The sequence below is a fragment of the Candidatus Bartonella washoeensis Sb944nv genome (assembly GCF_000278135.1).
Lineage (GTDB): Bacteria > Pseudomonadota > Alphaproteobacteria > Rhizobiales > Rhizobiaceae > Bartonella > Bartonella washoeensis.
The window spans coordinates 190,491-216,339 of sequence record NZ_JH725024.1 but is presented as its reverse complement, the minus strand read 5'-3'; the positions used below and the strand labels follow the sequence as shown (position 1 = coordinate 216,339).

Here is a 25,849-nt window from a genome sequence, read left to right as displayed (position 1 = left end):
TGCTTTTACAGCCTTATTTTAAAACTGATAGCGTATGCCACCAGAAAAACTAGCTCCAGAGATACCAGTTTTCTGAAGCTTTTGTTGATAACTGACATCACCATGAAGCGAGAGATTGCCAGACAGTTGTGCATTGATGCCAATGCCGCCTTCAATTGCAGCTCCCATAGGATCAAGGTCAAATTTTCTGCCAATCTCAATGGTACCATCATCAGCAAAAGTTTTGATTAAGTTTGCTTTTCCATAGAAAGACATCGGATGGTTGTTTTCAGCAGCAACGGTTTTTGTCAAACGTCCGCCAACACGGATCAACCATTGCGAAGGATTATTCATATCAACGGTAAAGTTATCGGCATCTTCAATGGTGTTAAACATCAAATGTTGATAGGCAAGTTGTGCTTGCGGCTCGAAGGTTAAACTTTCCACACTGGTTGCAAATTCTTTGCCAATAGTCGTAGAGACACTCAACATCTTAGCATCGTTCAACTTTGCGGTTTTGCCAATGAGAGCATTGGTGATATTTCCTTTTAGCATTCCATAGGACAACAGTGTATCCACATACAGACCATTGTTATGTTGTATCGTTGCGTAAGCTGTCAGAGACCACTTATCCAGTGTATTCTTGCTAGCATCTACTATGTCCTTTGGTGTGAATGATAGCTGTCCATAGGTGCCTACAAGACCAAAATGTGTGGTTGCGCTTTGTCCTTCCATAGCTGCCAATGTCACACCGCCTTGGAGAGCAGCATAACCAATATCCGCACCATAACCGTATTTGAGAGGTCCGCGTTCAGAAGATAAGGTTCCTGTGCTTCCGTAAGTGTAGAGGAAGAAACCTGTTTGTTTCTCTTTTTCTTTTCCTAAGACCGATGTTCTGATATTGGCTAAAAGCGTGTTTTGTTTAGCCATATCGGTTAATCCCGTATAGAAGAGGGCATTTGGCATAACTAAGTAACTTGCTGTTTGTGCTACAGGGGCGATGACACTTGGACCCGAGCTAGAACCAGTTTCAAGAATTTCTTTATGTAAGCGGAAATCCCAGAAGTTTTCATTCTTTTCATCAAACAGGTTTTGCGCAACATCAGCTTTTCCATGGCTTGACTCTGGTCCATAGGCAGTGAGCGTATATTTATAAGGCAAATGATTTTTCGTGGTATAGCCATTTGCCAGTTTGAAAGAGTCTTCATTTGCTTTTCCGGAAACTTGAATGAGTGAAAGTCCCCCTATATTGGAAGGACCAGCAGCATTTACTACACTCTTTCTGTCCCCTGAATCGCTTTTGATATAAACTGTTGTGTTGCCTGAGACATCACCATGAATGAGAAGCCTATCGGTTTTTTGATCGGCACTTGCTATGCCATCACTCCAAGCAGTGTTGAAGTAAATCTTTGCATCACCAGAAGCCTTATAGACCTCTGAAGTGTCTGGTTTACCAGACCCTATATGCAATGTGTGATAATGGTCTTCTGTTGGTCCATGAAAGATGATGGAGCTGTTGTTGAGACTAAGCACAGAAACATCAGAACGTGCTCTTTGATCAATATCAAGTAAATTGCCATCAGCATCTTTTTCTTTTGTACTGTTTTTCAATGTCCATATGGTGTTGTTTTTCAGATCAAAGTGGACATTTCTGTCTTCAGCAATATTCGCTTTGCCCTCTAGAGTGGAATGATTTGCGTTTAATGTGAAGGTGCCGTTGGAGATTGCTTTAACCTCTTTCTTGTTCCAATAATTGTCGGATCCCCAAGATTTTGGATTTTCGAAAATACCATCTCCTAATAATACGTCGTTATGGATTTCTGAATTTGTAAGATTGACTGTACTAATTGACAAATCTTGAATATCTTCAATGTTATCGTTAGTAAAAGCTCCAACGAAAATTCCTGTCCCATTTTCAACGTGAATATCTGCATTGGTTAAATTGATCTCATTGTTTTGATGTTTTTGAGGATCATTTGATTCATCGAGTTTGCTATCAAAGAGACCTAACAACTGTAAACCGTTGATTCCTGCTGTTACAGAAACATTTCTCAGATCAATATGTCCGTTAGCTGCTGCCCATATTGCAACTTTTTTTGCTTCTATTTTATTTTCTTTTGCACTCTGTACTGCTTCAATATCAGTATTAATCATCTTAATCGTACTATTATTTCCTGCAGTAAGACCAAAATCAAAATTTTGAATGGTTGTTTTACCATTGAATTCGATTATACTATCAAGCTCTGCAACGTTTACACCAACAGTCATTTCTTTATTATTTTCACCACCGGTTATTGTTAAATCTCCGCTGGTGATTTTACTCCCACCGTCTGCATAAAGGCCTTCATCAACATTTTGAATGATTGTTTTGCCCTTTAACTGAATTTCACTACCAGATTCCGCTGTCCATACACCAGAGCGTTCTTTGTTGTGGTCTTGATCAATTGCTTCACCACCGATTATTGTTAAGTTTTCGCTGGTGATTTTACCGCCATCAACTGCTCCAAGACCGTTTAAAGTATTATTAATCGTTGTTGTTCCATGCAATTCAATTTTGCTATCAGGACCAAATGCAACTGCAGCGGAACTTTTGCCATCTGTTGTTAGAGAAACATTCGTAGTATCAATCTGTCCACCTTTTTTCGCAAATAATGCGGTGTTTCCATTTTTTAATAATGTGGCGTCTTCATTCTTTATTGTTACTGTTCCTCCTGCCATTGTGATCTTAGATCCTGCCTCTGCATGGAGTCCATTGCCATTAGATGAGGAAACTGTCGTATTGTCAGTTAAAGTAATAGTACTGCCTTGTTTAGCATAAATTCCATCATCTTTTCCGTCAAACGATCCCCCAGAGATTGTTATTGTCGAATGATCATCTGCAAATATGCCTGTTGTTGCTTGCGTAACGGTTACATTTTTTAAATTGATTGTACTTTTCTCTGCTTTTATTCCTACAGACATTGGCTTGCCATTTTCACTGCTTGATATGGTTACATTTTCTAGCGTGTTTTGATTATTTTTGCTCGCGTTGAAGGAAGCGCCAATTTCAGAAGCCGTAATGAAGCCCGCGGTCATTTTGATTATGCCACCTTTTTTTGCTCGAAGCCCGTTAGTAACTTTTTCAATGGTTGTTATGCCCGTTAAATTAATTTCGCTACCAGAATCTATCGATTCTACAGCAGTGGGGAATTTTTCGGGATCAGAAGTGTTTATTTTTAAATCTTTGCCGTTGATTGTGCCACCGTTTGTTACCTTAATTGCATCATAGGATTTTCCAGATTCATTTTTAACTTCTCCTTTATCAGCATGAAGAACTTCGGCATATGCGTTGAAATGAGTGCTAAACAGCATGACAGCTATGGCAGCTGTACAGCATGAAAGAGATTTTTTATACATCAATATTTTCCTTACTTATAAGCCCCATATACTCCTCCCCCGCCTACAAGAAGGATTATCAATATGGATGACAGTTGTAAGAAGGAATAGGTGATTTTTATTTTTATGTAAAGTATATTTATAACTAATATTAAAATACGAAATGTTTATTTGTTTTTTATAATTTATTTAATTGAATATTTTATGTATTTTAATTTTTTTATTTAATTTATTATAATATTTTTAAAATATATCGTATTATTTTAATATTTATATTGATAATGCATTGTAAAATAAATTATTTTATTAATAGTAGGTATCATTTTGTTCAAATATTAATGAGTCTATGCTGTGAGGAATAAAGAGATGGAAAAGACACTGAAAAAAACAAAAAATGATCAATGAGAATAGCAGTGTCTGCACAGCTGTATCTGGGAAAAAGAAAGATTTTTAATGTCACTTCAGAATAAGCAGAGAAAAGAGTTTTTTGAGGATCTTTTATAAAAAAGTTAGGAGGTCCTAGATGACTTTTAAAAGGTCTTTGAAAACCCGTTGTAGTTTGACATTAGCTTTTGTCTTAAGTGGGAAGAGTTGAGATTGGATAGGAATATATAATACTCGTTGTTTTTATGTATTTTTACCGTTAATGCGTTGTTTATCAAATTTGGATTTTGCTACGCAGCAATCGAAAAAAATGAAAAACCGCAAAAATCAATATTTGATAGCAAAAATGAAAAGAAACTTTGAAAAAATAAATTAAACATTGAGACAAATTGTATAACTTGCCAACAAGCTAAAATGCTAGATATGCAAGTTACAAAACTAAAGTCATAATCATAAAAATAAAAACGGTAGCGGAGGAGGGATTTGAACCCCCGACACAAGGATTATGATTCCTCTGCTCTAACCTACTGAGCTACTCCGCCAAACAAAATAGACAAATTGTTGCAACTTATCTCATTCTTTTGCGGATATAAGGGGTAGAATAGCAAGATGTCAAGCATCGTTTTTAAGCTTTTCTCTTGTCATTCTATTTCATCCCCGATATGGAATAAATGAAAGTATATTTTTATATAATAAATCAGGGGAAGGCATAAAAATGGTGCCACGTGTAGCGGTTTTAGGGTGTGGTCGTTGGGGAGGGAATCATATACGAACCCTCAAGAAACTCGGGGCTTTGGCAGCAGTTTCTGATATGGATGGTGAGCGCGCTGCAAGTTTTGCAAATATGTATGGTGTTAAAGCCATTGCGTCTGATAATCTTTTTACTCATGAAGATATTGATGCATTAGTGTTGGCGTTGCCTCCACAATTTCATACAGAAAATGTTCTGCGTGCTCTTAAAAATGGTAAAGATGTTTTGGTTGAAAAACCAATTGCTTTGAATGTAGCCGATGCTGAGCGTCAAGTTCAGGTTGCTAGCGAATACGGGCGGATTTTTATGGTGGGCCATATTCTGCGCTTTCATCCTGCTTTTGAAAAAATATGTGAATTGGTGGCAAAGAGAGAACTGGGTGATGTGCGTTATATTTATTCTCACCGATTAGGCTTTGGAAAATTTCATACACAAAGCGATGCTTTATGGGATCTTGCTCCTCATGATCTTTCAATGATTTTGGCTTTGACAGGATGTGAACCCTCTGAAATTCGGGGAGAGGGTACTGCTGTAATTGATCAGTGCTCTGATTTTGCCCATATTCATATGACTTTTCCAAATGGTGTACGTAGTCACCTTTTGGCTTCACGCCTTAGTCCTTATCGTGAAAGGCGTTTAACGGTTATTGGTACAAAGGCTATGATCGTTTTTGATGATATGGAACCGTGGAATCGTAAATTGGCATTTCACCGTTTTGCTGTTTGGAAGGAAAATAAAGAGTGGGCTTTTAATGTTGATAAGCTCAATTATATTGAGATTTGTGAAGATTTGCCGCTTACTTGTGAACTGCAGCATTTTCTTCATTGTATTCAAACGCGTCAATCGCCTCGGACCAATGGCGATGATGCTATTGCTGTTGTAAGGATTTTAGCTGCTGCTAGTATCAATTAGCGGAGATATAACAGATAAGTAGCGTTTTTGCATTCTTGTGATTATCAATGGAGTTAATATGCAATTCATCGACTTGGGGGCGCAGCGTGCGCGCATTGAAGATAAAGTTAATGCTGCAATTGCGGATGTGGTGGCTAGTGGCAAGTATATTTTAGGACCAAAAGTAACAGAATTTGAAGAGCAATTGGCAGATTATCTTGGTGTTAAGCATGTGGTTGCGTGTGCCAATGGAACCGATGCCTTGAAGATGCCCCTTATGGCTAAAAACATTGGTCCAGGTGATGCTGTTTTTTGTCCTAGCTTTACGTTTTCCGCAACTGCTGAAGTGGTCGCTTTGGTAGGAGCGGAACCTGTTTTTGTAGATGTTCGCCCTAATACATTCAATATCGATGTTGATAAACTATGTGAAGCAATTGAGATGATTAAAAAAGAGGGACGTCTCAAACCGAAGGCTGTTATTCCTGTTGATTTGTTTGGGCTTCCTGCTGATTATGCTCAAATTACTAAAGTGGCAGTAAAGGAAAATCTTTTTGTTATTGAAGATGCTGCTCAATCGATGGGAGGAAGAAGCGGTAATATTATGTGTGGAGCTTTTGGTGATGTTGCTGCAACAAGCTTTTATCCCGCAAAACCATTGGGGTGTTATGGCGATGGAGGCGCTATGATGACGAATGATGACGATTTGGCAGCACTTTTACGTTCTATTCTGTTTCATGGTAAAGGTCAAACGCAATATGACAATGTGCGCATCGGTTTGAATTCGCGCCTAGATACAATTCAAGCTGCAATTTTGCTAGAAAAACTTGTTATCTTTGAAGATGAAATGGAAAAGCGTTTAGCAATTGCTCAATATTATTCCAATGGTTTAAGAGATATTGTTACAGTTCCAGAAGTGGAAGAGGGGGGACGTTGTGCCTATGCACAATATACTATTAAGGTAGAAGATCGCGATAGATTAAAGGATTATTTACAGGAAAATTCCATTCCTACGATGGTTTATTATGAAACTCCGCTGCATCAACAGCCAGCTTATAAACACTTTTCTTATGTAAAAGGTTCTCTTTCTGTTTCTGAGTCTTTACGAGAGTGTGTTTTAAGTTTACCTATGCATCCTTATTTAACGCAAAGCGATCAGGATATGATTATCCAGCGAATAAGAGATTTTTACCACTCTTGAGAAGAGTCTCTTTGTCTTGAGCTATTATTTATTGTAACGCTGGGCTTTATTGGGCTCTATCATATCTTGTAAGGTGTTTTGGGAGAGTTATGCTATCAAAATAAAGTCAGAATTATACGAGGCTATTCTATGAGTAGGTTAGATATATGCACAAGCATGCTGTATGTTGTGTTGTAATAGATTAATGGATTTATTGTATTTGAAAGATTCAGTTGAGGTTGCGTTAATTGATTAAATGGTTTTACTGGTTTTTTAATAACTTATGTAAGAGGTGTTTTGGGTGTGCAGGTTATTTTTTTGCGAATACGGGATGCTAGGTCGTTTTTATTTTTAGAGTTTTCGATCAATGTTTTGATACGTGAACCATTACCCTCTTGTAGTGCTATTTGTGCAGCTAATGTCGCCGCTAATTCTTTTGTTTCTTCTCGCAGTTCATTTAGGAGTTGCTGGTTAGCAGTAGTACCAAGCTCATCAATTTGAATTTTTTGTAAACGTTGCTGATAGTTTGCAATCTTTTCACGCATAGCTTTAATTTCCATTGTGAACGTTTTTGTTGTGCGCGTATTACGTTCGCTTTTTATCACGATCGTTTCTTTTTCATGAGGGAAGTAAGAAGCACATTGTTTTGGGAGACACAATTGATAAAACTGTTCTGTTAATTGACTAAGTTGTATTTTCTGTTTGGCATATTTTTTTTGCAAAGAGTCATATTTTTGTTGGTTGCGTGCTAATTCTACAGCGTGCTGGGCACAGAGAAAATCGTAGTTTGCTTGTATTTCAGTGAGTGATAATGGAATTTGTGCAGAAACAAATTTACGTGCAAAATAAAGGGCTCTGCGCCAAATAAGTGGAGAAAAAAGCACTAGCAACCAAGAAGTGGTGGCAACTCCAAGAACAAAAAAAAGAAATGATTGGATAAACATAAATCCTCTTTATTACTTGAGAATCCATTTAAAATGGATTCCATGTTGGGGTGGGTGTTAATTTTAAATATCCTACATTAATGCCAAGGCGCGCACCAATTCCCGTACGTACTGGAATTAACAAAACATTATTGCGTTTAAGGACATGAAAACCAACGCCTGCTATTAAATAGGCCGAACCTGAAATACCACCATAGCGTCCCCATAAATTATCTACATTATTGAGATCATAAACTAAGATCATTAAACGGGAACCTTGTCCACCAAAATCCCATCCTACAGAGGGGCCTTGCCAAAAAACTTTATGGTGACCGTAGTTTTTGGTAAAAAGTTGTCCTTCGCCATAGGTTAATCCAGCAAAAAAGGCGCCAGAAGCTTCCTCACCTAAAATATAGGCATTTGGATAACCGTATTGCGAAAAGATATTTTCAATTGCTACTGCTATACCGCTAGCAGTTTTCCCAAAAAAAGTGTGACCGGAATCAATAATTTCTTGCAACGAATAATAGGGCCCGTTTTGCCCTATGGGGCGGGATTGCGTATGTGCGGCGTTTATTGTTATGCATAAAAGGAATATTAAAGATACGATACTTTTGTACCAGCGTGTTAGAAACAAGAGAGCCATAGAAAATTTCCCTTTTATTAGTTACAAACAAAAGGATAATATTAGGATTTTTATTCGATTCAAATAAAAAATTAAGGCATAAGGTTATTTAAATTCTTGAATTTGTTTCTGAAAAGAACTTTAGCGTGATTGTTAAAGTTCCGTATATATGCATTGGATGTTAACAGTTTTACTTTAAAATGATGCTTGTTTTTCAATCTAGGAGTTCTCAATAATTATGACGTTAGCTTTTTCTTTAAAGTCTACTGATCTTGCTGCTTTGCTTTGTAGCCGTATCTGCCACGATTTGATTTCACCTGTTGGTGCTATTCAAAATGCAATGGAGCTTTACGATGAAGGAGGAGCTGATGAAGATGCTTTGCAATTGGTGCGTTGGTCTGTTGCGAGTGCTTCTGCACGTCTACAATTTGCGCGATTGGCTTTTGGTTTTTCGGGGGCAGGTGGGAGCCAAATAGATACGCGTTCCGCTGAACAGGTTGCTCAACAATATATGAAGGAAGAAAAAGCAGTTTTAAAATGGCAAGCTCCTGCTTTACTTTTACCAAAAGATGAAGTTAAACTTTTGCTTAATTTGTTATTGATTGCAAATGCAACAGTTTCGCGTGGTGGTGAAATAGTTGTGATGATTTTGCAAGATGAAAATAAACGTTCTTTTCGATTTGAAATTTGCGGTAAAAATTTACGTATTCCCTCTCATTTTATTGAGTTATATAGTGGAAGACTTCAAGAAGAGCTTATCGATGCTCACGCCATTCAATTTTATTATACAGTGTTACTTTCTGAGATAACATCCATGAAAATAAACATAAATGAAACAGACAGTCTTATTATTTTGGAAAGTGTGAAGAATTTTTGAATAAGATAAACACAATTAAGCCGTATTGGGAAAAGATGGCTTAGATGATATCCGTGAACGATTGCTTTGGGATATCTTAAATTGTAAGCATATTTTATACACAAGCGATTTTTTTGTGTGCGAGCCTTTTATTTTTAAATAAGAGAAAATCTCGGCCCGCTACACTCCGAGATTTTACAATGCGCATTTTCATTGCTTAAGCGGTTTTACGTACGTTCTCTTCAATTGGATCACGTAACACATAACCGCGTCCCCAAACTGTATCAATGTAGTTTACGCTAGAAGAAACGGCTTCCAATTTTTTCCGCAGTTTACAGATAAAAACATCGATAATTTTAAGTTCAGGTTCATCCATTCCACCGTAGAGATGATTGAGAAACATTTCTTTCGTGAGTGTAGTACCCTTGCGTAGAGAGAGAAGTTCTAGCATTTGATACTCTTTACCAGTTAAATGGACGGGATGACCAGCAACTTCAACTGTTTTTGCATCAAGGTTAACGGTGAGATCGCCAGTAACAATAATTGATTGTGCATGGCCTTTGGAGCGACGAATAACCGCATGAATACGTGCGATTAATTCATCCTTATGGAATGGCTTAGTCATATAATCATCCGCACCAAAGCCAAAACCACGTACTTTATCTTCAATAGCACTCATGCCAGAAAGGATGAGAACAGGGGTTTTAATTTTTGCCAATCTCAGTGTTCGCAAGACATCATAGCCTGACATATCAGGGAGATTCAGATCAAGCAAAATGATATCGTAATCATAGAGCTTACCTAAATCGACACCTTCTTCACCTAGATCAGTGATATAGACATTAAAGTTTGCTGACTTTAGCATTAACTCAATACTCTGAGTGGTTGCTTTATCATCTTCAATTAATAATACGCGCATCTTAGATCCCTCACTTCGCTCCTCCCGAATCAAGCGGAGCTACTTTAATTTCAAAACAGCTGGTAAAACCACTGTTGATAAAAAATTCATAAAATCAAACACTTCTAATTAAGAGTGTTTATGAATATTTCAGTAGTACGCGTAACAATCACCACTGAATTCCCCACTATCTATGATAGTGGTTAACAAAATATTTTTTTTTTTGAAAGAGGTTGACAAAATTATTTTAGAAAAATCGTATATTTTTAAGCTTGATAAAAAAATGAAGTGGTTTTTCATGAAATTTAACTTAAAAAAAACCTTATAAGAGATTCTTTTAAATTACTTTTTACAATTTTGATATTTATTTACCGAGCTTTAAATCTCTTTATTCTATAGTAGAGGCGAAAAGTAAAGAAATGGTTATAGCTCTTTAAAGCAGATGGTGTTTGCAGATGCTTTAAGGAGGGGATAAATTATGGTTTCAAGTTTTAAAATGGACTGTTTTTCGTCAGAAAGAGTGTAACGAGAAGTATGTTAAGAGTGTGAATGTGAATTTTGAGTTGGCTCAATCAAGGAGTAGTGAGTATGAAGCCACGTGAAAGTTTGGTACGATTGAAGATGTTTCAAGTGCGTGGGAAGCGTCGTGAAATTGCACAGCTTGAGATGATGATTGCAGAATTTGAGCGAATGGTGTTAGAGCTGGAAGCGCAAATTATGAATGAAGAACGTAAATCTGGAAACAGTGATGTTCATCATTTTGCTTATTCTGCTTTTGCTCGTGCTGCGCGGCAAAGGCGCGATAATCTTATAAATTCGATTCGTGATTTGCAACTTCAGAAAACAAATGCTGAAGTTGCTCTTCATGAAATTGATACAGAATTACAACGTGCACAGCTTTTGGAAGCACGGGAAAATGGGGCGGTAGCATGTGATGACTCTATCCTCATTCAATCTAAATCGATGACTGGATAATGAAAGCTTTAGTTTGAAGATCCATTTTTGGAGATATTTAGTGCTGAAAGCAAAAAAATAGCCAAACTTTTATCAAGTTTGGCTGTTTTATAGTGTATTTGAAAAGCAGGATTAATGGTAATTAATGCCTGTAGTTTTGGATTCTGGTTGTCCGTAATCCAGCTAAGCCGTGTTCATCGATCAAACTCTGCCATGAAAGAAATTCTTCTACAGTCAAAGTATAGCGTTGACATGCTTCATCAAGACTTAACAATCCACCTCTGACAGCCGCAACAACTTCAGCTTTGCGACGAATTACCCAGCGCCTTGTTGTTTTTGGCGGTAGGTCGGCGATTGTGAGTGGACTTCCATCCGGCCCAATAACATATTTCATTTGCGTTTTTATCAAATTCGTCATTGCATCGTCTACTTTTAGTTAGGGATTTGATGCGTTTATAAGGCATGAAATTTAAAAAAGAGCTAAATACGTTGAAAGAAAAAATTAATAAATAAGATAATGCGTTAAAAAGAGAGTACAAAGAGAAGCGCGTAGAATAGCTTCTTACGATGTTTGTCGGATTTTAAGAGAAAAGCACAAAGGGTTTTCATTTGCCTTATTTTTATCGCTGTTTTTTGTTTTCACCCGTTTTTAGGAAAGTGATACTGTTGGTTGTGGAAACGATAAAAAAGCAATATAAACGAATTATGAATAGCATAAAAAACAATGAGTGGCGTGCATAAACAATATTAATAGAATGTGTGCACATTAAGTAGAGAATAAATACATGTTTTTGAACAGTCTTGATTTGCCAGGACAACCTGAGAATTCCCGCATTGTTGTAGCAATGTCGGGGGGCGTTGATTCATCAGTTGTTGCAGGTCTTCTGAAAAAGGAAGGGTATGATGTCATTGGAATTACGTTGCAGCTTTATGATCATGGTGCTGCAACACATCGGGTAGGGGCGTGTTGTGCTGGACAAGATATTGAAGATGCGCGCCGCGTAGCAGAGACATTGGGAATACCTCATTATGTTCTTGATTATGAAAAACGATTTCGTGAAGCTGTGATTGATCCTTTTGCAGAAAGTTATGTACATGGAGAGACCCCTGTGCCATGTGTGGCGTGCAATCAGACTGTCAAGTTTGCTGATTTATTAGCAACTGCGCGTGAATTGGGTGCAGATGCTTTGGCAACGGGCCATTATATTCGCTCCCGCTCTCATGGTGCGCATCGCGCTCTTTTTCGTCCTCACGATTCTGAACGTGATCAGAGTTATTTTCTTTTTGCAACAACACAAGAACAGATTGATTATTTGCGTTTTCCACTTGGTGACCTTCCGAAAGCACGTGTTCGTGAAATAGCAGCAGAAATGGGCTTTGTTGTTGCTAATAAGCATGATAGCCAGGATATTTGTTTTGTTCCGCAAGGAAAATATTCTGATGTTATCACAAAGTTGCGTCCAGAAGCGGTTACTCCTGGGGTTATTGTGCATATCGATGGGCAGGTTTTGGGTAAACATTCCGGAATTGTTAATTATACTGTTGGTCAACGTCGTGGCATTGGTGTTGCAACCGGTGAAGCGCTTTATGTGGTTTATCTCGATGTGGAAAATGCGCGTGTTATTGTTGGTCCGCGTGAAATGTTGGAAACACATAAACTCTTTTTGCGTGATGTGAATTGGCTTGGTGATGAGCGGTTGGATAATTTCCCAGCTGATGGTGTTGAGGTAGCTGTAAAAGTGCGTTCAACACGTCCGCCGCATCTTGCTCGTTTGTATTATCGCGAGGGTGTTTTTTCCGTTGACTTGTTGGAATGCGAAAATGCTGTGGCACCAGGGCAGGCTTGTGTTTTTTATGATGGAAATGATGATGAAGCACGTGTTCTTGGTGGTGGGTTTGTTACCCATTCAGAACGTGCGGCTGGTGCTGAAGTGATGTTGAAACGCGTTTTGTGCAATTTGGAAACAAAAGCTGCTGTTTCTTCTGAGCTTAAAACAACCGCTTCTCTATGAAGAAAATGTATTCCTTCAGGTGATATATTCCAGCTTTAATTGTTGCCTTTAACTGAGCTGATCAGAAGCGGCGAGGTGTGCTTAATTCAAAGTCTGTTGCTATGGCAACATTCAGGCTATCAAAGCCGTGAGCTATAGGAATACGAAAAGTTTTTGTTTTTTGTAGAATATGGGTTAGCAAGCATTTTGTTCTTAAAATAAGCGCTGTCCTTTTTGCTCGTGTGAGAGTGTAGGGGGCGGAGGAAGAAAGTGCATAAGCATGAAAATATGCATCGTTTAGAGTTGCTATAATGTCATGAATATCACTGCCTTACGTATAGAGGACTTTTAGAACTGCACTAGCAGAAACTCTGATTGATTTTCGGTAAAGTGGATCGCATGAGATTTGATCAATGATAATTCCATCACTGAAAAAGCGGCAGCATTGTGAAAAATTTTCCCTATATTATCATGATTAGAGATATCACATAAAACCAGAATCAGAGCTTTTTCAGGGAGTTCATGTAAAAAAATTTGTAATGATGGTAGCGTTTTGCGTTCACCAATACCGAGTATACTACGATGAACATGGAACTCCGCAATATCATCCATGATTTTTTGTGGCACGCAATCAATGGGACAGATTGGTTGTGTCATTTCTAAAAGGGGCATCAGCTTAGGAAGGCGTTCTGACAAAATGAGCAAGACAGTGCAGAAAACTTTTTTGAATGCAGCAATGCCGACAATATTACTTTACATGCAGCAATAAATTGATGTTGTCGTCCAACAAGATTTTTTTCACGAATGTTTTGATAGGCTCTTAAACGTAGATCATAAGTTTGTAGATTGTTATGATATTCAAATGCATACCGCACTTTTAATGTTCTTTTTTCTAAATTGCCAGATAATGAATGTTTGCTTTATTTTTGAATAGAGAGGAAAAAAATATTATTTTAAACCTATGGTAGAATTTATGTTGACATAATACAACCATAGGTATAATATAATGTTACTGAGTGCGGTACAATGTTATTGTTTTCGTAATCGGGTACAGGGTCTTAGGTCCCCGCTATTTCCTAGGCTCTGTATACCCTTAATTCCTAAGGGAAAAGAATCTGGGTCCCCAATGCCCAGATTCTTTTTTGGGTAATTTTCTTTCTTTTTCTTTTCTTAAAATGGTTTTTATGGTCATTTTAGCTGACATAATGTGTTTGATACGCGTTATGGTATCAAATTGCAGCGGGATGCTAAGGCGCTTTTTTGCTGTATACAACTATGCTAATATGTTGATTGGTTTTGCTGTTCATAAAAATTTGATAAATGGTGCGTAAGTTTTATGCATTTGAGCAAAAGTAATGGATGATTTTTAATCATAAGGCAGTAATCGTTCATTCTATTCAAAAAGCTATTAATCATAAAAATAATGCGTTTAATTTCTTGGCGAGTTTATCATTTCTTGTTTTGAATAATATCCGCGTTACTCTATTCGTTACACTCTATCGTTTAAGAGGGCAATTTCTGCAAGTAACGATAGCAGGCTGAAGAGAGGCGTTTATTGTATTGTGGAGCTTCTGTGATATTGAGGGAATATTGGCGACATGTCAAAAATATCATTATATATTTGAAAGTGTTATTCCTTATTTCATTAAGAAGAAAGTGTGGTTATGGATGTAAAAATCAATATACAAAGCTTAACCCTATACTCTATTTTCGTTGCTTTTATCGTTTTTGCTTTGAAATATTGGGCATATTACATCACAGATTCGGTTGCACTTTATTCTGATGCATTGGAGTCAGTCGTAAATATACTTGCTTCATTAGCAGCATGGTGGGCTGTTAAAGTAAGTATGAAGCCGGCGGATCAAGATCATCCTTTTGGACATCATAAGGCGGAATATTTTTCGGCGATTCTTGAAGGTGTCCTAATCATTATTGCGGCAATAGTCATTTTAAGAGAAGCGTGGATGGCTCTTTCCACCGTTAAATTAGTACAAAAACCTGGAATATGGCTTGTTATTCATTTTGTCGCAAGTGTCATAAATTACATGTGGGGTTTTGTTCTTATTCGGCAGGGAAAAATCCACCGCTCACCGGCTCTTAAAGCTGATGGAATGCATTTCATAACAGATGTTTTTACTTCACTTGCTATTTTAATTGGTTTGGTTGCTGGTTTTGTGGGTGGATGGAGCATTTTGGATCCGATTTTAGCGATGATCGTTGCTGTTAATATTCTTTTGCAGGGGTGGAAGGTGATTAATAGTGCTGTTCAGGGATTAATGGATGTTGGAGTTGAATTGAATGAAACTATGCGCATTCGTGAGCTTATTTCTGCAAATGCACATGGTGCGCTTGAGGTGCATGATTTGCTTACGCGTGTTGCTGGCAGAGTTACTTTTATAGAGTTTCATTTGGTTGTGCCGGCTGCAATGCAGGTAGGAGAAGCACATCAGATTTGCGATAAAATTGAAGGTGTTCTTCAAGAAGAATTTGACAATGTCCGTGTTTCTATTCATGTAGAGCCTGAAGATGAGGCTAAATTGCCTCCTGGTACAACAATGATCCCTTTTATATAAGAGGGATTTTCGTTTTGTTGTTTTTGCAATTTGAGGACTGTTCTCAAAATGTTAAAGATCAATTATTTCAGTACAGGCTATTTCATTTTTTTGATTGATAAGACTATAACGTTGTAATTGACAATGCCATTGATGATCAAATCGTTCAATAGCAAATAAGTTGAAGCCTGCAGGTGGTTTTTTATCATCAAAAGCTTGCGATGCGGAAGAAACACCAACAATAGGGATTTTCCCCATTGTTCCTTTAATGGTATTTAATGTGGGTAAATGGGTGTGTCCGTGAAGAATAAGTTCACAACCGTGGTGTTTGACAACGTCGAGAAAACGCTCAATACCCCATAATTTTTTATGCCAAGAGGTTGCACGGTGAAAGGGAGGATGATGTATCATGACGACACGAAAAAAATTCCGCACTGCTGCTTGATTTAAAAGTTTTGATAAAGCTTGTGCTTGCATTTTGCTAAAATAACCAGAAGCTTGAAAAAGTGGTGTAGCAATAGCTGAAGAGGCACCTATAACGGCTACATTATTGCGAATGCGCATATAAGGAAAGGCGTTCTTCTGAGGGAAATCACTTGTGATCCAAGGTTGGAAAACAGTGCATGCCTTTTGGAATGCTCCACGGACATAGGCATCATGATTTCCAAATGTTAAAGAAATGTTTTGAGGCTGACCTTGGTTCAGTAACCAATTACGTGCGTGGTCAAATTCCTTATCTAGGGCAAGATTGACAAGATCACCAGAGATCAAAAGATGGTCAGGATTTGTTTTTTTTAAGGCATCCATTAAGGTTTCTAGAACATTTGTTGCCATTTTGTGTTTGCGTTTTTTTTGCCAATTAAGATAACCCGTAAGGCGTTTCCCGCAAAGTTCATGCAAGGAAGGTTGTGGTAGAGGTGAAAGGTGCACATCCGATATATGGGCAAGATAAAACATGCGTGTTAGAATAGCGCTGAAAACAATTTAGGCAATAAAAAAGAGAGTAAGACAAGTTGGTGCATTTTTGAGACAAAGGCAGGACTGTAAAATGAAAAACAGTTTGTCAAAAATGCAAAAAAAACCTTCAGAAAATTTACGCCTTATTGTTTAGTGACAAAAAGGCAGGGCTTGGTATGGTAAGTGCTTGTTTGTATTGCTTGTGTAGATTTTTGTATAAGGTAGGTTCCATTTTAAAGTATCAATATTTTCTTAGTATTTTTAACGATTTTCACGGTACCATAAAATGTTAAAGAGTAAAAGACAAGTGACTAGTGCGAAGAAATCGGAAAAGATCGAAAAATAGAAAGCATTAATTAAGCGGGTTTCTGTTGCTTCTTTCAGAATAATTGAATGCGCAAAGGGAGATGTTTGTTGTGTTTGCGATTGAACTAGTTTGATGGGAGGAAGATTAATGGTTTCTTTTCCTTCACGGTGTAAACGCACAATATGACCGCCAGTTTTTTTACTGATAGGGGCTAGTTTTTCTTTTGTTGAAATTAAGTCGGACAATTCGATATTATTAAGGACACCTACAGAAGAAAGTACTGTTAAATCACCATTTTGGATGGTAAAAATTCCTGTTTCATCGGTATTTATAGCTGCTGTAAACACACCTTCTTGCTCTTTGGTAAGGATGATTTTTTCTTTTTTCCCAGAGGGAAAAGTTATCTCAGTTGGTTCTGGATGGTCTTTGAGCGTTTGACGACGAATTGTTAAACGATGATGATCGCTGGTGGTGCTTAATTTTTCTTCTTCAAGTTCTGGTTCTTTCATAAGCCAATGGGCAATTCGGCGATAAAGAGCTGCATAAGGGCCTCCTCCCTCGAAACCTCTTGCCCACAGCCAACTTTCATCGGAAAGCAGCATGCCTACACGTCCTTTACCAACGTGAGAAAGAAGTAAAAGTGGTTGTTCATCCGCTCCTTTCATGAGGACTATACCTTTGTTTACATTTTGAATTGCAATTTGTCGTAACCATTTCCCCCATTGAGAGGCGGCATGCGTAGGTGTTGCAAGACCTCTTGTGACAGGATGGCGTTCACCTTCTTTGGTTAACTTAGGACGAAAAGGCTTTTGAATGATAACACCATTGGGTAATGCAGGAAGGATGCTTATTAAAGGTGTTTTCGCAAGCGAGTTTTTTTGGGTAAATTCAGGACCTGTGACCATCAGCAATGCACCACCCTTTTGTACATATTGTGCGATATAATCGTAATAGATTAATGGGAGAACAGCAGAGTGCTGGTAACCATCAAGGATAATGAGATCAAAATTATCAATTTCTTCAACAAAAAGTTTTCTTGTAGGAAATACCACAAGTGACAATTGGCTTAATGGTGTGTTATCTGCTTTGTTGGGAGGACGCAAAATAGTAAAATGAACGAGATCAATATTGGAGTCGCCCTTTAAAAGGTCACGCCATGTCCGTTCACCATTGTAAGGTGCACCTGAAATAAGAAGGACACGCAAATTTTCTCTGATTCCTTCAATAACAGCTATAGCACGGTTGTTTTCAAAGCTTAACTCACCTTTGTGTGTATCGGTTGCAACTTGGATAATGTTTTTTTCAGCATGAGGAAGGGTGATTTCAGTTTGAAAGATGATACCAGGGGTTACAGAATAATGACCAACTTCTTGTTCATTGATGCTTAAAGTAATATTTGCTTGCGTTGGTAGAGATTCTTGGGGTTTCCCTTTATCTTCTACCAAGATGGAGAGCATTTGTGGTTTGTTAATAAGAGCAAAGCTGGGGGGAGAAATAAATTTGATTTGGCGATCAAATTCATCTGATCTCCCTGTTATAAGAGCATTGACAGGTGCTTTATGGTGAAGGTCTGAAATGCAAGGGATATCATGGACTTGACCGTCGGTGATCAAAATTGTGCCTGCATAACGAGAGGGTGATACATCGGATAGAGCTTGTGTTAAAGCATTAAACAAATTCGTTGAGGGTGCATATTGATTATCAGCCAGTTTTCCTGCTTCAATAAAGCGCGGTTCAAATTGTGGATAATGCGCCAATTCATTTATTAATTGTGCACGTGCTTCGTCACTATCGTTTGTACGGGTGCCAAATGTTTGGCTTTTGCTGCGATCAATTACAATGCCTACCGTGCTTTTAAGGGGGGCACGCTGCTCTTTTATAATCATTGGATTAAGCAAAGCAAGGATGAGTGATGCTAATGCCATGAGGCGTAATAAAGATCCTTTACGCTGTGTAACGAGACCAATAATCACAAAAAGAGCAGATATTCCCGCTAAGAAGAGAATCCAAGAGAGAGGTAATAAAGGCTGAAAAGTGAAGAATGGTATCATTGCCTTCTTTCTCTGTTAAAGCGTTCTAAAAGTGCTGGAACATGAACTTGGTCGGCTTTATAGTTTCCTGTAAGAACGTAGATAACAATATTCAACCCTGCACGAAATGCCCAGAGGCGTTGCATCGGGTCATTGGGAATAAGTGGATATTTCCATGTACCTTTTTCGTTTAGCGCCCAAGCAGCAGCGAAGTTATTAGCAGTGATAAGGAGACAACTCACATTATCACCGGTGGCAAGAGAATTTTTGTTTTTTCTATTCATTGATGATGATTCAACCCATAAAGGTGAACCACGGTAGAGACCAGGAAAATCGGGCATAATATAAAAAGAACGGGCGATAACGTGATCAGTTGATGCCGGCTCAATGGCTGGAATATTTAATCCCTTTAAGATGGTGCGTAATCTTTGTGTGGCGGGAGTAGCAGTACCTTCAAGATTAAGGTTAGCATTTATCTGATCGCGCGTGTCAAATAAAACTGTACCTCCGTGTTTCATAAAGGCATTTATTTTTTCAAGACTTTGTTGTGTTGGTAAAGGACTGTTAGAATCTATCGGCCAATAAATGAGAGGATAGAAGGCGAGTTCATCTTTATCAAGATCAAGCGCTATCACAGAGCCGGGTGAAAGCATTGTACGCTCTGCAATAAATTGACTCAATGTCTCTAATCCGCTCTTACTCGTTGCATCAATTTCATGATTGTTGGTTATGACATAAGCAAGATGCGTGGCACCAGCTGCTTGTACTAGACTCTCATCATAATTTTCTACACTTTGCGCATGCGCGACTGGAGCATGTGAGAATAAAGTGATGAGACCTATTATGAGGGGGAGAAAAAGCAGCATATTGCTTCGTCGATTGAGAGTAAAAGCTCCTCCCATCCATAAAATGAGAAAATTATCAAAGGCGAATAATAAAATGACCAACCCTAAAAGGGGACCAATGAGATGTTTTTCTTTTGTATCATAGTATAGTGGATCCTTGCTTAAAGAGAGTGGCAATGATGATTGCTGCACCAAGCGCGATGAATCATTTAAGAGATTGAGCGCATAAAGATTATTTTTTGAACCGTAAAGCCCCGGTGGGGTATGAGAGGAGGCTAGGGGTGGATTTTGCACATCAATAACGAGTGGAACAACAGAAGAGGGAGGAGGTTGTAATTGACCATCAGCGGTTAGTGTCCTCCAAGGGTTTTGTATTGTTGTTGTTTTTATGTGTGTTGGGTTTTTGTTTTCATAGGTATTCAATGTGATGAGTTGTTGCAACATTTGTGCGAAAAAACCAGAAAGAGGGAGATTCGACCAAGTGGGGTCGGGTGCGATATGAATAAAAATGAGCATGCCTTTGCCACGATTAGCGGCTGTAATAAGCGGAGTTCCATCAGCAAGATTGAGCCACGTTTTTTCAAAAAGATCTGAGCTCGGTTCTGCTAGAATTTGGCGTGAGACAGTGATGTCTTCTGGGAACGGAAGATGAAAGAACAAGCTATTTTTTGCAAAAGGTGCAAGTTTTTGCGGTTTAGCCCAAGACATGATACTCCCAAGCAAGCGTTTTCCAGGACGTAATGGCACTGGTAATAAGCTATCATGGTGTTCAGCAGCACTTAAATTTTCTCCTGCAAAGCGGATGAGTATTCCCCCTTTACTGACAAAATCAGAAAGTTTTTTTTCCGCTTCTTGTGATATATTGACAATGTCACCCATAATAAAAACCGATGGATTTTGTTTGAGTAAATGATCAATATCAACAGAAAGCTCCTTTCCTTCTGCTGTAATAAGCTGTGTATGACCTTGCAATGCCTTGATAATGTAAAAAAACGGAGTAAGTAGAGGCTGTGCCATTTCATTGATGCTTGGTGATAGGAGAGCAACTCGGTTCACTCGGTTATGGCTATCAACTAAGAATGTTGCTGCGGCGTGGGCATGGTTTTCGATTTTTATCCATGCAATATCGTTGCGTAATTCAAGTGGTAAGTTAAAAGGAACGACAGTTGTTGTTTCTCCATCAAGAAAATTTGTTGTAAAACGGCCAAGGAGTTGACTGTTTAAATCATAAAGATTGAGTACGACCGCAGTCTTTCCATGTGTGGTTGCACGAATGACGCGCGTTGCAATGCTTCCATTGTTATTTTCTATGGCTGTTATACCGATTAGGTCAGAAATATTAGCTAAATACCACAACAGCGTTGTGGGTTTTAACTGTTCAATCAGAGCAAAAGCTTGATCATCTCCGCTTGTTTGTAAGCCATCACTTAAGTAAGCAATATCAAGAGGTTTATTTTTGGTTATTTCAACAAGTTTTTTCAGTGCACGTACACGGTCGACAGGCCAAGGTTGGGGTTGCAAATGCATTAAATGTTGTTTTACGGTTTTGGCTGGTAGGGGACCAATATTGAGAGTGTCATTTTCGGCTGTCGCAAGAAAATAAACATTCTTTTGGTGTTTTTCTGCTTGTGCGAGGAGAGTTTCGGCAACAGTAATGCGTTTTTTCCATTCTTTCACAGAAGCCCATCCATTATCAATAATCAGTGCAAGGGGTTGAGACCCGGAAAGTGTCGTTGGCTTTTGCTTCCAAGTAGGTTGTGCTAAAGCGATAATAGTCAGTGCTGCTATAGTTAATCGTAACAACAATAACCACCAAGGTGTATGGTTTGCAACTTCCTGTTGATTGCTTGATTTAGGCAAAAAGCGCAAAGGCGGAAAAGGCTCTTTACGCGGGAGGGGAGGTGTTGCGCGCAACAACCACCAAAGGATCGGTAAGGAAAAAAGTCCGAGTAAAAGCAGAGGAGCACCAAAACTCAAAATGACCTCCTACTATGATGAGATGGAGAGCACTCTATTTTTTCGACAAGTTGCAGAATGATTTCTGTTAAGGGCTGATCAGTTTTACTCACATGATAGGTCCAACCTTGGCGTGAGCAAAAATCTGCCAATTGTTGTCGCCGTGCTTGGTACAATTTGCGATAGTGATCACGGAAGTTCTCTGCTTTTTCCAGAACGCGTTTTTCTTTTGTTTCAGGATCAAAAAATTCTGTACAGCCTGCGTAGGGGAAGCACTCTTCTGCGGGATCAGCAACTTCAATTAAATGGGCAGTAACCCGTTTTGCGGATAAAATGTTTAAATACTGGATAATCTTTTCTGGATAATCGAGAAAATCGCTGATTATGATAGCATGGGAAAAACGCGTAATTGTTGAAAAATCTGGAAATGGATTTTCTGTATTATGATTTTTCAAAATGAGTGCCATACGTTCTATAATATTGGATGTCATTGTGGGTGGCATTAAATTGGGAATAGCAATATGTTCGCCACTGTTTACAAGAAGCAATGCCAATGCCAGGGCAAGAATGATAGCATGATTACCCTTAGAGATTTGCGAAAAACGCGAACAATAATGCATAGAAGCACTTTGGTTAGGCCAAATCCAAACTGTCTGCGCTTTTTCCCATTCGTTTTCGCGTAGGTATGTCTGTTCGTCACGTGCAGAGCGGCGCCAGTCAATGCGGGTAATGGATTCTCCTTCAACATAAGGGCGAAATTGCCAGAACTTTTCTCCGTTACCGCGTTTACGCTGGCCATGCCTTCCCGTTATCAGCGTATTAGCAATTTGGCGTGCTTGCAAAAGGAGATCCGGCATTTTAGCGGCATCTTTATGCAGCTTTTCAGCAAGTAACAGTGGAGATTGTTTTAAAACTTTTTTGCCAATGGCCATTAGAGGGCATCTTTCACAAGATTATCGATAATGTCTTTTATGGTTATATTTTCAGCACGTGCAGAAAAATTGAGCGCCATACGGTGTTGTAATACAGGTTGAGCCAATGTTGCAATATCATCAAGAGAAGGAGATAAACGTCCATGATAAAGAGCACGGGCACGGGCACAAAGTGAAAGTGCTTGTGATGCCCGAGGACCAGGTCCCCAAGCAACATAGGTGTTTGCGAGAGTGTTTTCCTTATGAGGGCGCGCTGAACGGACGAGCTTTAAAATAGCTTCGACAACATTTTCGGAGATGGGCATTTTGCGGACGATTTTTTGTAGTTTTTGTAGTTTTTTTGTTGATAAAATCGGTTTTGCACTTTGGTTTTTTCCTCCCGTTGTTTCTAGAATAATACGTCGTTCTGTGGTTAGATCAGGATAATCAATATCGATTTGCATTAAAAAGCGATCCAGTTGCGCTTCGGGAAGTGAGTAAGTTCCTTCCTGTTCAAGAGGGTTTTGGGTTGCAAGCACATGAAACGGTTGTGGTAAATCGTAACGGGTGCCAGCAACGGTCACATGATATTCTTGCATAGCTTGTAAAAGAGCTGATTGCGTGCGCGGAGAGGCACGATTAATTTCATCAGCCATGAGAAGTTGCGTAAAAATAGGACCTTGAATGTAGCGAAAAGAGCGTTTGCCGTTTTTATCTGAATCCATAATTTCAGAACCGGTAATATCCGATGGCATCAAGTCGGGTGTAAATTGGATGCGTTTTTCATCAAGTCCTAATACTGTTCCCAATGTTTCAACAAGGCGGGTCTTAGCAAGCCCTGGAACGCCAACCAGAAGAGCGTGTCCTCCAGCCAAAATGCTTATTAACACGTATTCAATCACATGCTTTTGACCAAAAATAACTTTATCAACTTCTTGTTGTAGAATATTTAATTCTTTGTGTGCTGTATCAATATCATCAATGATAACTTGAGCTTCATTATTGATAGTAGCCTTCTTAGTAGAATTGGATAATGTATCGCTTTGACTCATATTTCTTCCTTAAGGCAGCTTTTTGCAAAATGGATAATTTTCTCTGTATGATAATGAATATTTTATGATTTGTAGCAGAAAATGACGAGAAAAGAAGTGTAATACGCTGTTTTTTTGAATATTCCTGCATATTTAGAAAGATCTATTTTAACGAATGGAGTACGATTTATAAGGGATGCTGTGGGAAACTGTTGCCCTATGAGCATACCAGTGTGAGAGAATGTTGGCAATTTGTTTGAAAGGTTAAAGGGTGAAGAAAATAATACAAAATTTCAAACATGTTGATTGGTTGCAGCAGAGTTGTATTCAAACGCTTCTTCACGTTTTGTCTTTGGACGGTGGAGAGGCGCGTGTTGTTGGGGGGGCAGTGCGTAATCAACTTTTAGGGCAGCCTATTAGTGATATTGATATTGCGACAACCTGTTTACCACAACAGGTTATAGAGCGTGTAGAAAAAGCGGGATTTAAAGCTGTTCCTACAGGTATTGCGTTTGGTACAGTGACGGTGGTTGCTCCGTTATGTTCTTATGAGGTTACAACTCTTCGCTCTGATATTGAAACGGATGGTCGTCATGCAAAAGTGGCATTTGGTTGTGATTGGCAGAAAGATGCTGAACGGCGCGATTTTACTATAAATGCGCTTTATTGTGATGCTGCTGGCAACGTTTATGATAGCGTGGGAGGTTTAAATGATATTGCCAGCCGAACAGTCCGTTTTATCGGTATTCCAGAAAATCGTATTCGTGAAGATTATTTGCGTATTTTGCGCTTTTTTCGTTTTTTTGCTTGGTATGGGGGTGGACGACCTGATGTAGAAGGACTGAAAGCGTGCGTTTGTTTAAAAGGAGGTCTGCAAAAACTTTCATCTGAGCGTCTTTGGGAGGAAATGAAAAAACTTCTCACAGCTTCTGATCCAACACGCGCTCTTTTATGGATGCGTCAAAGCGGGATTTTAACACTGATTTTCCCTGAAACAGAAAAATGGGGCATTGATGGGATTCACTCACTTGTGAAAACAGAACAGACTTTTGGTTGGCAAGTGGATCCGTTGTTGCGGCTAGAAAGCCTTCTTCCTCCTGATTCTATACGTCTTCATGAAATGGCGCAACGCTTGCACTTATCTAATAAGGAAACAAGGCGATTAAAGGAATGGGCAGAGTTGGAAATAATTAGCCAAAACTGTTCAGATAATTTTTTGCAAAAATTGATTTATTTTCATGGTCGACAGCCGGTTTTAGATCAATTATCTTTATCTCTGGCTGCAGCACATGTTAATGCTTTGAAGGAAAACGAAGCTTTGCAAAAAGTAGAAGCTTATATGAGGCTTTACCAGCTTGCTCAAAAATGGCAAATTCCAACTTTTCCTGTTAGTGGCAAGGATTTGATGGAGAAAGGTTTAGCGAGAGGAGTGCTTTTAGGACAAAAGCTTAAAGAGCTAGAAAAAATGTGGATTGAAAGCGGATTTTTAATAGATCGCAAGAGTTTATTAGAAAAAATTAATTTGTAATGTTGAATTTTTCGAAGAGCTTTCTGCTTTTCTTTCGTTTATTGTTATTTTGCTTTTAGCAATGTCATTTTAGAGCTACTCTAGCAGAAATGGTATGAGATTCTATTAGGATGGGCTATCCCTCAGCGTTTTTATAAATATTTTTATAAATATATTGAAGATCTTGATGAAGATTTTGTATTTTTCTCATAAAGTTTTTCTTTTTTCATTATAACCAATTTGGCGAAGTGCTTCCCCTGTTGTTATGGCTACGCTCATTGCGAGATTTAGAGAGCGTGCGTGTGGTTGCATGGGAATTTTCAATGCATAATCAACCGCTTCATGGACATAATCAGGAACTCCTGCTGATTCACGACCAAAAAGCAAAACATCATTTTTTTGATAGCATATCTGTGTATAGCATTTTTCTGCTTTTGTGCTCAAAAGCAAAAGACGACGGTTAAAGTGTTTCATGGTGTTCATAAAATGTTGCCAATCAATGTGTCGTTCTAACGAGGCATATTCGAGATAATCTAGTCCTGCTCGCTTAAGGTTGCGATCCGAAAGACTGAAGCCTGCAGGTTCAATAATATGTACATGCAAACCAAAACATGCGCTAAGGCGCAAAATTGTTCCTGTATTGCCAGCAATATCGGGTTGAAAAAGAGCAATGTGAAGTGTCATGTACTCTAATAGTATGGTTTTTCCCTCGTGTTTGTAAAGCAGTTATATAGTCTATTCCAGAAATATAATTGAGAAGCATGTGGTTTTTGTGCTGAGTTACCATTCTTTCTCTATTTCAGAGAAAGTTATGTTATCATCAGATATGCAAGGGGATAACTAGAAAAGCAAGACAATGATCATGAGTATCTAATACGGATTTGAGTGATTACAAGAATTTTCTCTTTCTATGGAATATTCAGGATTATGTTATTCGCCAAATACTGTC

General features: G+C 38.5%; 18 protein-coding genes, 1 tRNA gene and 1 pseudogene. 7 read left to right on the top strand and 13 right to left on the bottom strand.

Annotated elements, in window-relative coordinates; translation table 11 throughout:
* Positions 1 to 18: 18 nt before the first annotated feature.
* On the bottom strand, positions 19 to 3,375 hold the full coding sequence (locus MCQ_RS05590; RefSeq protein ID WP_006924081.1) for an autotransporter outer membrane beta-barrel domain-containing protein: 3,357 nt from the start codon (positions 3,373 to 3,375) through the stop codon (positions 19 to 21).
* An 831-nt stretch (positions 3,376 to 4,206) separates the two neighbouring features.
* Positions 4,207 to 4,280 (bottom strand) — tRNA-Met (locus MCQ_RS05585).
* A gap of 173 nt (positions 4,281 to 4,453) precedes the next feature.
* Between MCQ_RS05585 and MCQ_RS05580 the strand changes: the two genes are divergently transcribed.
* Together MCQ_RS05580 and MCQ_RS05575 are read left to right on the top strand one after the other, a co-directional pair.
* Positions 4,454 to 5,401 carry a Gfo/Idh/MocA family protein gene (locus MCQ_RS05580; protein WP_006924080.1) on the top strand — a complete coding sequence of 316 codons (948 nt, stop codon included), beginning with the start codon at positions 4,454 to 4,456 and terminating at the stop codon, positions 5,399 to 5,401.
* Between the two features lie 58 nt (positions 5,402 to 5,459).
* Positions 5,460 to 6,578: a DegT/DnrJ/EryC1/StrS family aminotransferase gene (locus tag MCQ_RS05575; RefSeq protein WP_006924079.1), complete on the top strand. Its 1,119-nt coding sequence runs from the start codon at positions 5,460 to 5,462 to the stop codon at positions 6,576 to 6,578.
* A gap of 260 nt (positions 6,579 to 6,838) precedes the next feature.
* Here the strand turns inward: MCQ_RS05575 and MCQ_RS05570 are convergent, their stop codons facing one another.
* Together MCQ_RS05570 and MCQ_RS05565 are read right to left on the bottom strand one after the other, a co-directional pair.
* Positions 6,839 to 7,501, bottom strand: coding sequence for a hypothetical protein (locus MCQ_RS05570; protein WP_006924078.1), 663 nt, complete (start codon positions 7,499 to 7,501; stop codon positions 6,839 to 6,841).
* A 28-nt stretch (positions 7,502 to 7,529) separates the two neighbouring features.
* Entirely contained in the window at positions 7,530 to 8,126 is a 597-nt protein-coding gene (locus tag MCQ_RS05565; protein WP_006924073.1) for a DUF1134 domain-containing protein, read from the bottom strand.
* Positions 8,127 to 8,343: 217 nt separating this feature from the next.
* Between MCQ_RS05565 and chpT the strand changes: the two genes are divergently transcribed.
* On the top strand, positions 8,344 to 8,982 hold the full coding sequence (chpT, locus tag MCQ_RS05560; protein ID WP_006924072.1) for a histidine phosphotransferase ChpT: 639 nt from the start codon (positions 8,344 to 8,346) through the stop codon (positions 8,980 to 8,982).
* Between the two features lie 196 nt (positions 8,983 to 9,178).
* Here the strand turns inward: chpT and ctrA are convergent, their stop codons facing one another.
* Positions 9,179 to 9,880 carry a response regulator transcription factor CtrA gene (gene ctrA / locus MCQ_RS05555; RefSeq protein WP_006924071.1) on the bottom strand — a complete coding sequence of 234 codons (702 nt, stop codon included), beginning with the start codon at positions 9,878 to 9,880 and terminating at the stop codon, positions 9,179 to 9,181.
* Positions 9,881 to 10,447: 567 nt separating this feature from the next.
* Here ctrA and MCQ_RS05550 point away from each other — a divergent pair.
* On the top strand, positions 10,448 to 10,834 hold the full coding sequence (locus MCQ_RS05550) for a hypothetical protein (RefSeq protein ID WP_006924070.1): 387 nt from the start codon (positions 10,448 to 10,450) through the stop codon (positions 10,832 to 10,834).
* 121 nt (positions 10,835 to 10,955) lie between these two features.
* On the opposite strand, the gene sciP is transcribed toward MCQ_RS05550, so the two are convergent.
* Positions 10,956 to 11,231 carry a CtrA inhibitor SciP gene (sciP, locus tag MCQ_RS05545; RefSeq protein WP_006924069.1) on the bottom strand — a complete coding sequence of 92 codons (276 nt, stop codon included), beginning with the start codon at positions 11,229 to 11,231 and terminating at the stop codon, positions 10,956 to 10,958.
* Positions 11,232 to 11,598: 367 nt separating this feature from the next.
* Here sciP and mnmA point away from each other — a divergent pair, with 367 nt between their 5' ends.
* Positions 11,599 to 12,825, top strand: a complete 1,227-nt coding sequence (gene mnmA / locus MCQ_RS05540) for a tRNA 2-thiouridine(34) synthase MnmA (protein ID WP_006924067.1) — start codon at positions 11,599 to 11,601, stop codon at positions 12,823 to 12,825.
* A gap of 61 nt (positions 12,826 to 12,886) precedes the next feature.
* On the opposite strand, the pseudogene MCQ_RS09370 reads toward mnmA, so the two are convergent.
* Positions 12,887 to 13,672 (bottom strand): annotated as a pseudogene (locus tag MCQ_RS09370) (TrmH family RNA methyltransferase).
* Positions 13,673 to 14,468: 796 nt separating this feature from the next.
* Here MCQ_RS09370 and MCQ_RS05525 point away from each other — a divergent pair.
* Positions 14,469 to 15,377 (top strand): cation diffusion facilitator family transporter, encoded by a 909-nt coding sequence (locus tag MCQ_RS05525; protein ID WP_006924063.1) that lies wholly within the window; start codon positions 14,469 to 14,471, stop codon positions 15,375 to 15,377.
* Positions 15,378 to 15,428: 51 nt separating this feature from the next.
* Here MCQ_RS05525 and MCQ_RS05520 read toward each other — a convergent pair whose 3' ends face one another.
* The 5 genes from MCQ_RS05520 to MCQ_RS05500 form a co-directional block, all read right to left on the bottom strand.
* Positions 15,429 to 16,325, bottom strand: coding sequence for a metallophosphoesterase family protein (locus tag MCQ_RS05520; RefSeq protein ID WP_035008055.1), 897 nt, complete (start codon positions 16,323 to 16,325; stop codon positions 15,429 to 15,431).
* Positions 16,326 to 16,574: 249 nt separating this feature from the next.
* Positions 16,575 to 18,671, bottom strand: a complete 2,097-nt coding sequence (locus tag MCQ_RS05515; RefSeq protein WP_006924061.1) for a glutamine amidotransferase — start codon at positions 18,669 to 18,671, stop codon at positions 16,575 to 16,577.
* Entirely contained in the window at positions 18,668 to 21,472 is a 2,805-nt protein-coding gene (locus tag MCQ_RS05510) for a DUF4159 domain-containing protein (RefSeq protein ID WP_006924060.1), read from the bottom strand. The genes MCQ_RS05515 and MCQ_RS05510 overlap by 4 nt, the downstream gene beginning before the upstream one ends.
* Positions 21,469 to 22,383 carry a DUF58 domain-containing protein gene (locus MCQ_RS05505; protein WP_006924059.1) on the bottom strand — a complete coding sequence of 305 codons (915 nt, stop codon included), beginning with the start codon at positions 22,381 to 22,383 and terminating at the stop codon, positions 21,469 to 21,471. Before MCQ_RS05505 ends, MCQ_RS05510 begins: the two co-directional genes overlap by 4 nt.
* On the bottom strand, positions 22,383 to 23,414 hold the full coding sequence (locus MCQ_RS05500) for an AAA family ATPase (RefSeq protein ID WP_006924058.1): 1,032 nt from the start codon (positions 23,412 to 23,414) through the stop codon (positions 22,383 to 22,385). Before MCQ_RS05500 ends, MCQ_RS05505 begins: the two co-directional genes overlap by 1 nt.
* A 250-nt stretch (positions 23,415 to 23,664) precedes the next feature.
* On the opposite strand from MCQ_RS05500, the gene MCQ_RS05495 reads away from it, so the two are divergent.
* The gene (locus tag MCQ_RS05495; RefSeq protein ID WP_006924057.1) at positions 23,665 to 24,921 is read left to right on the top strand and encodes a CCA tRNA nucleotidyltransferase; all 1,257 of its coding nucleotides are present in this window, start codon (positions 23,665 to 23,667) and stop codon (positions 24,919 to 24,921) included.
* 186 nt (positions 24,922 to 25,107) lie between these two features.
* On the opposite strand, the gene MCQ_RS05490 is transcribed toward MCQ_RS05495, so the two are convergent.
* Positions 25,108 to 25,584, bottom strand: a complete 477-nt coding sequence (locus MCQ_RS05490; protein WP_006924056.1) for a tRNA (cytidine(34)-2'-O)-methyltransferase — start codon at positions 25,582 to 25,584, stop codon at positions 25,108 to 25,110.
* Positions 25,585 to 25,849 lie beyond the last annotated feature (265 nt).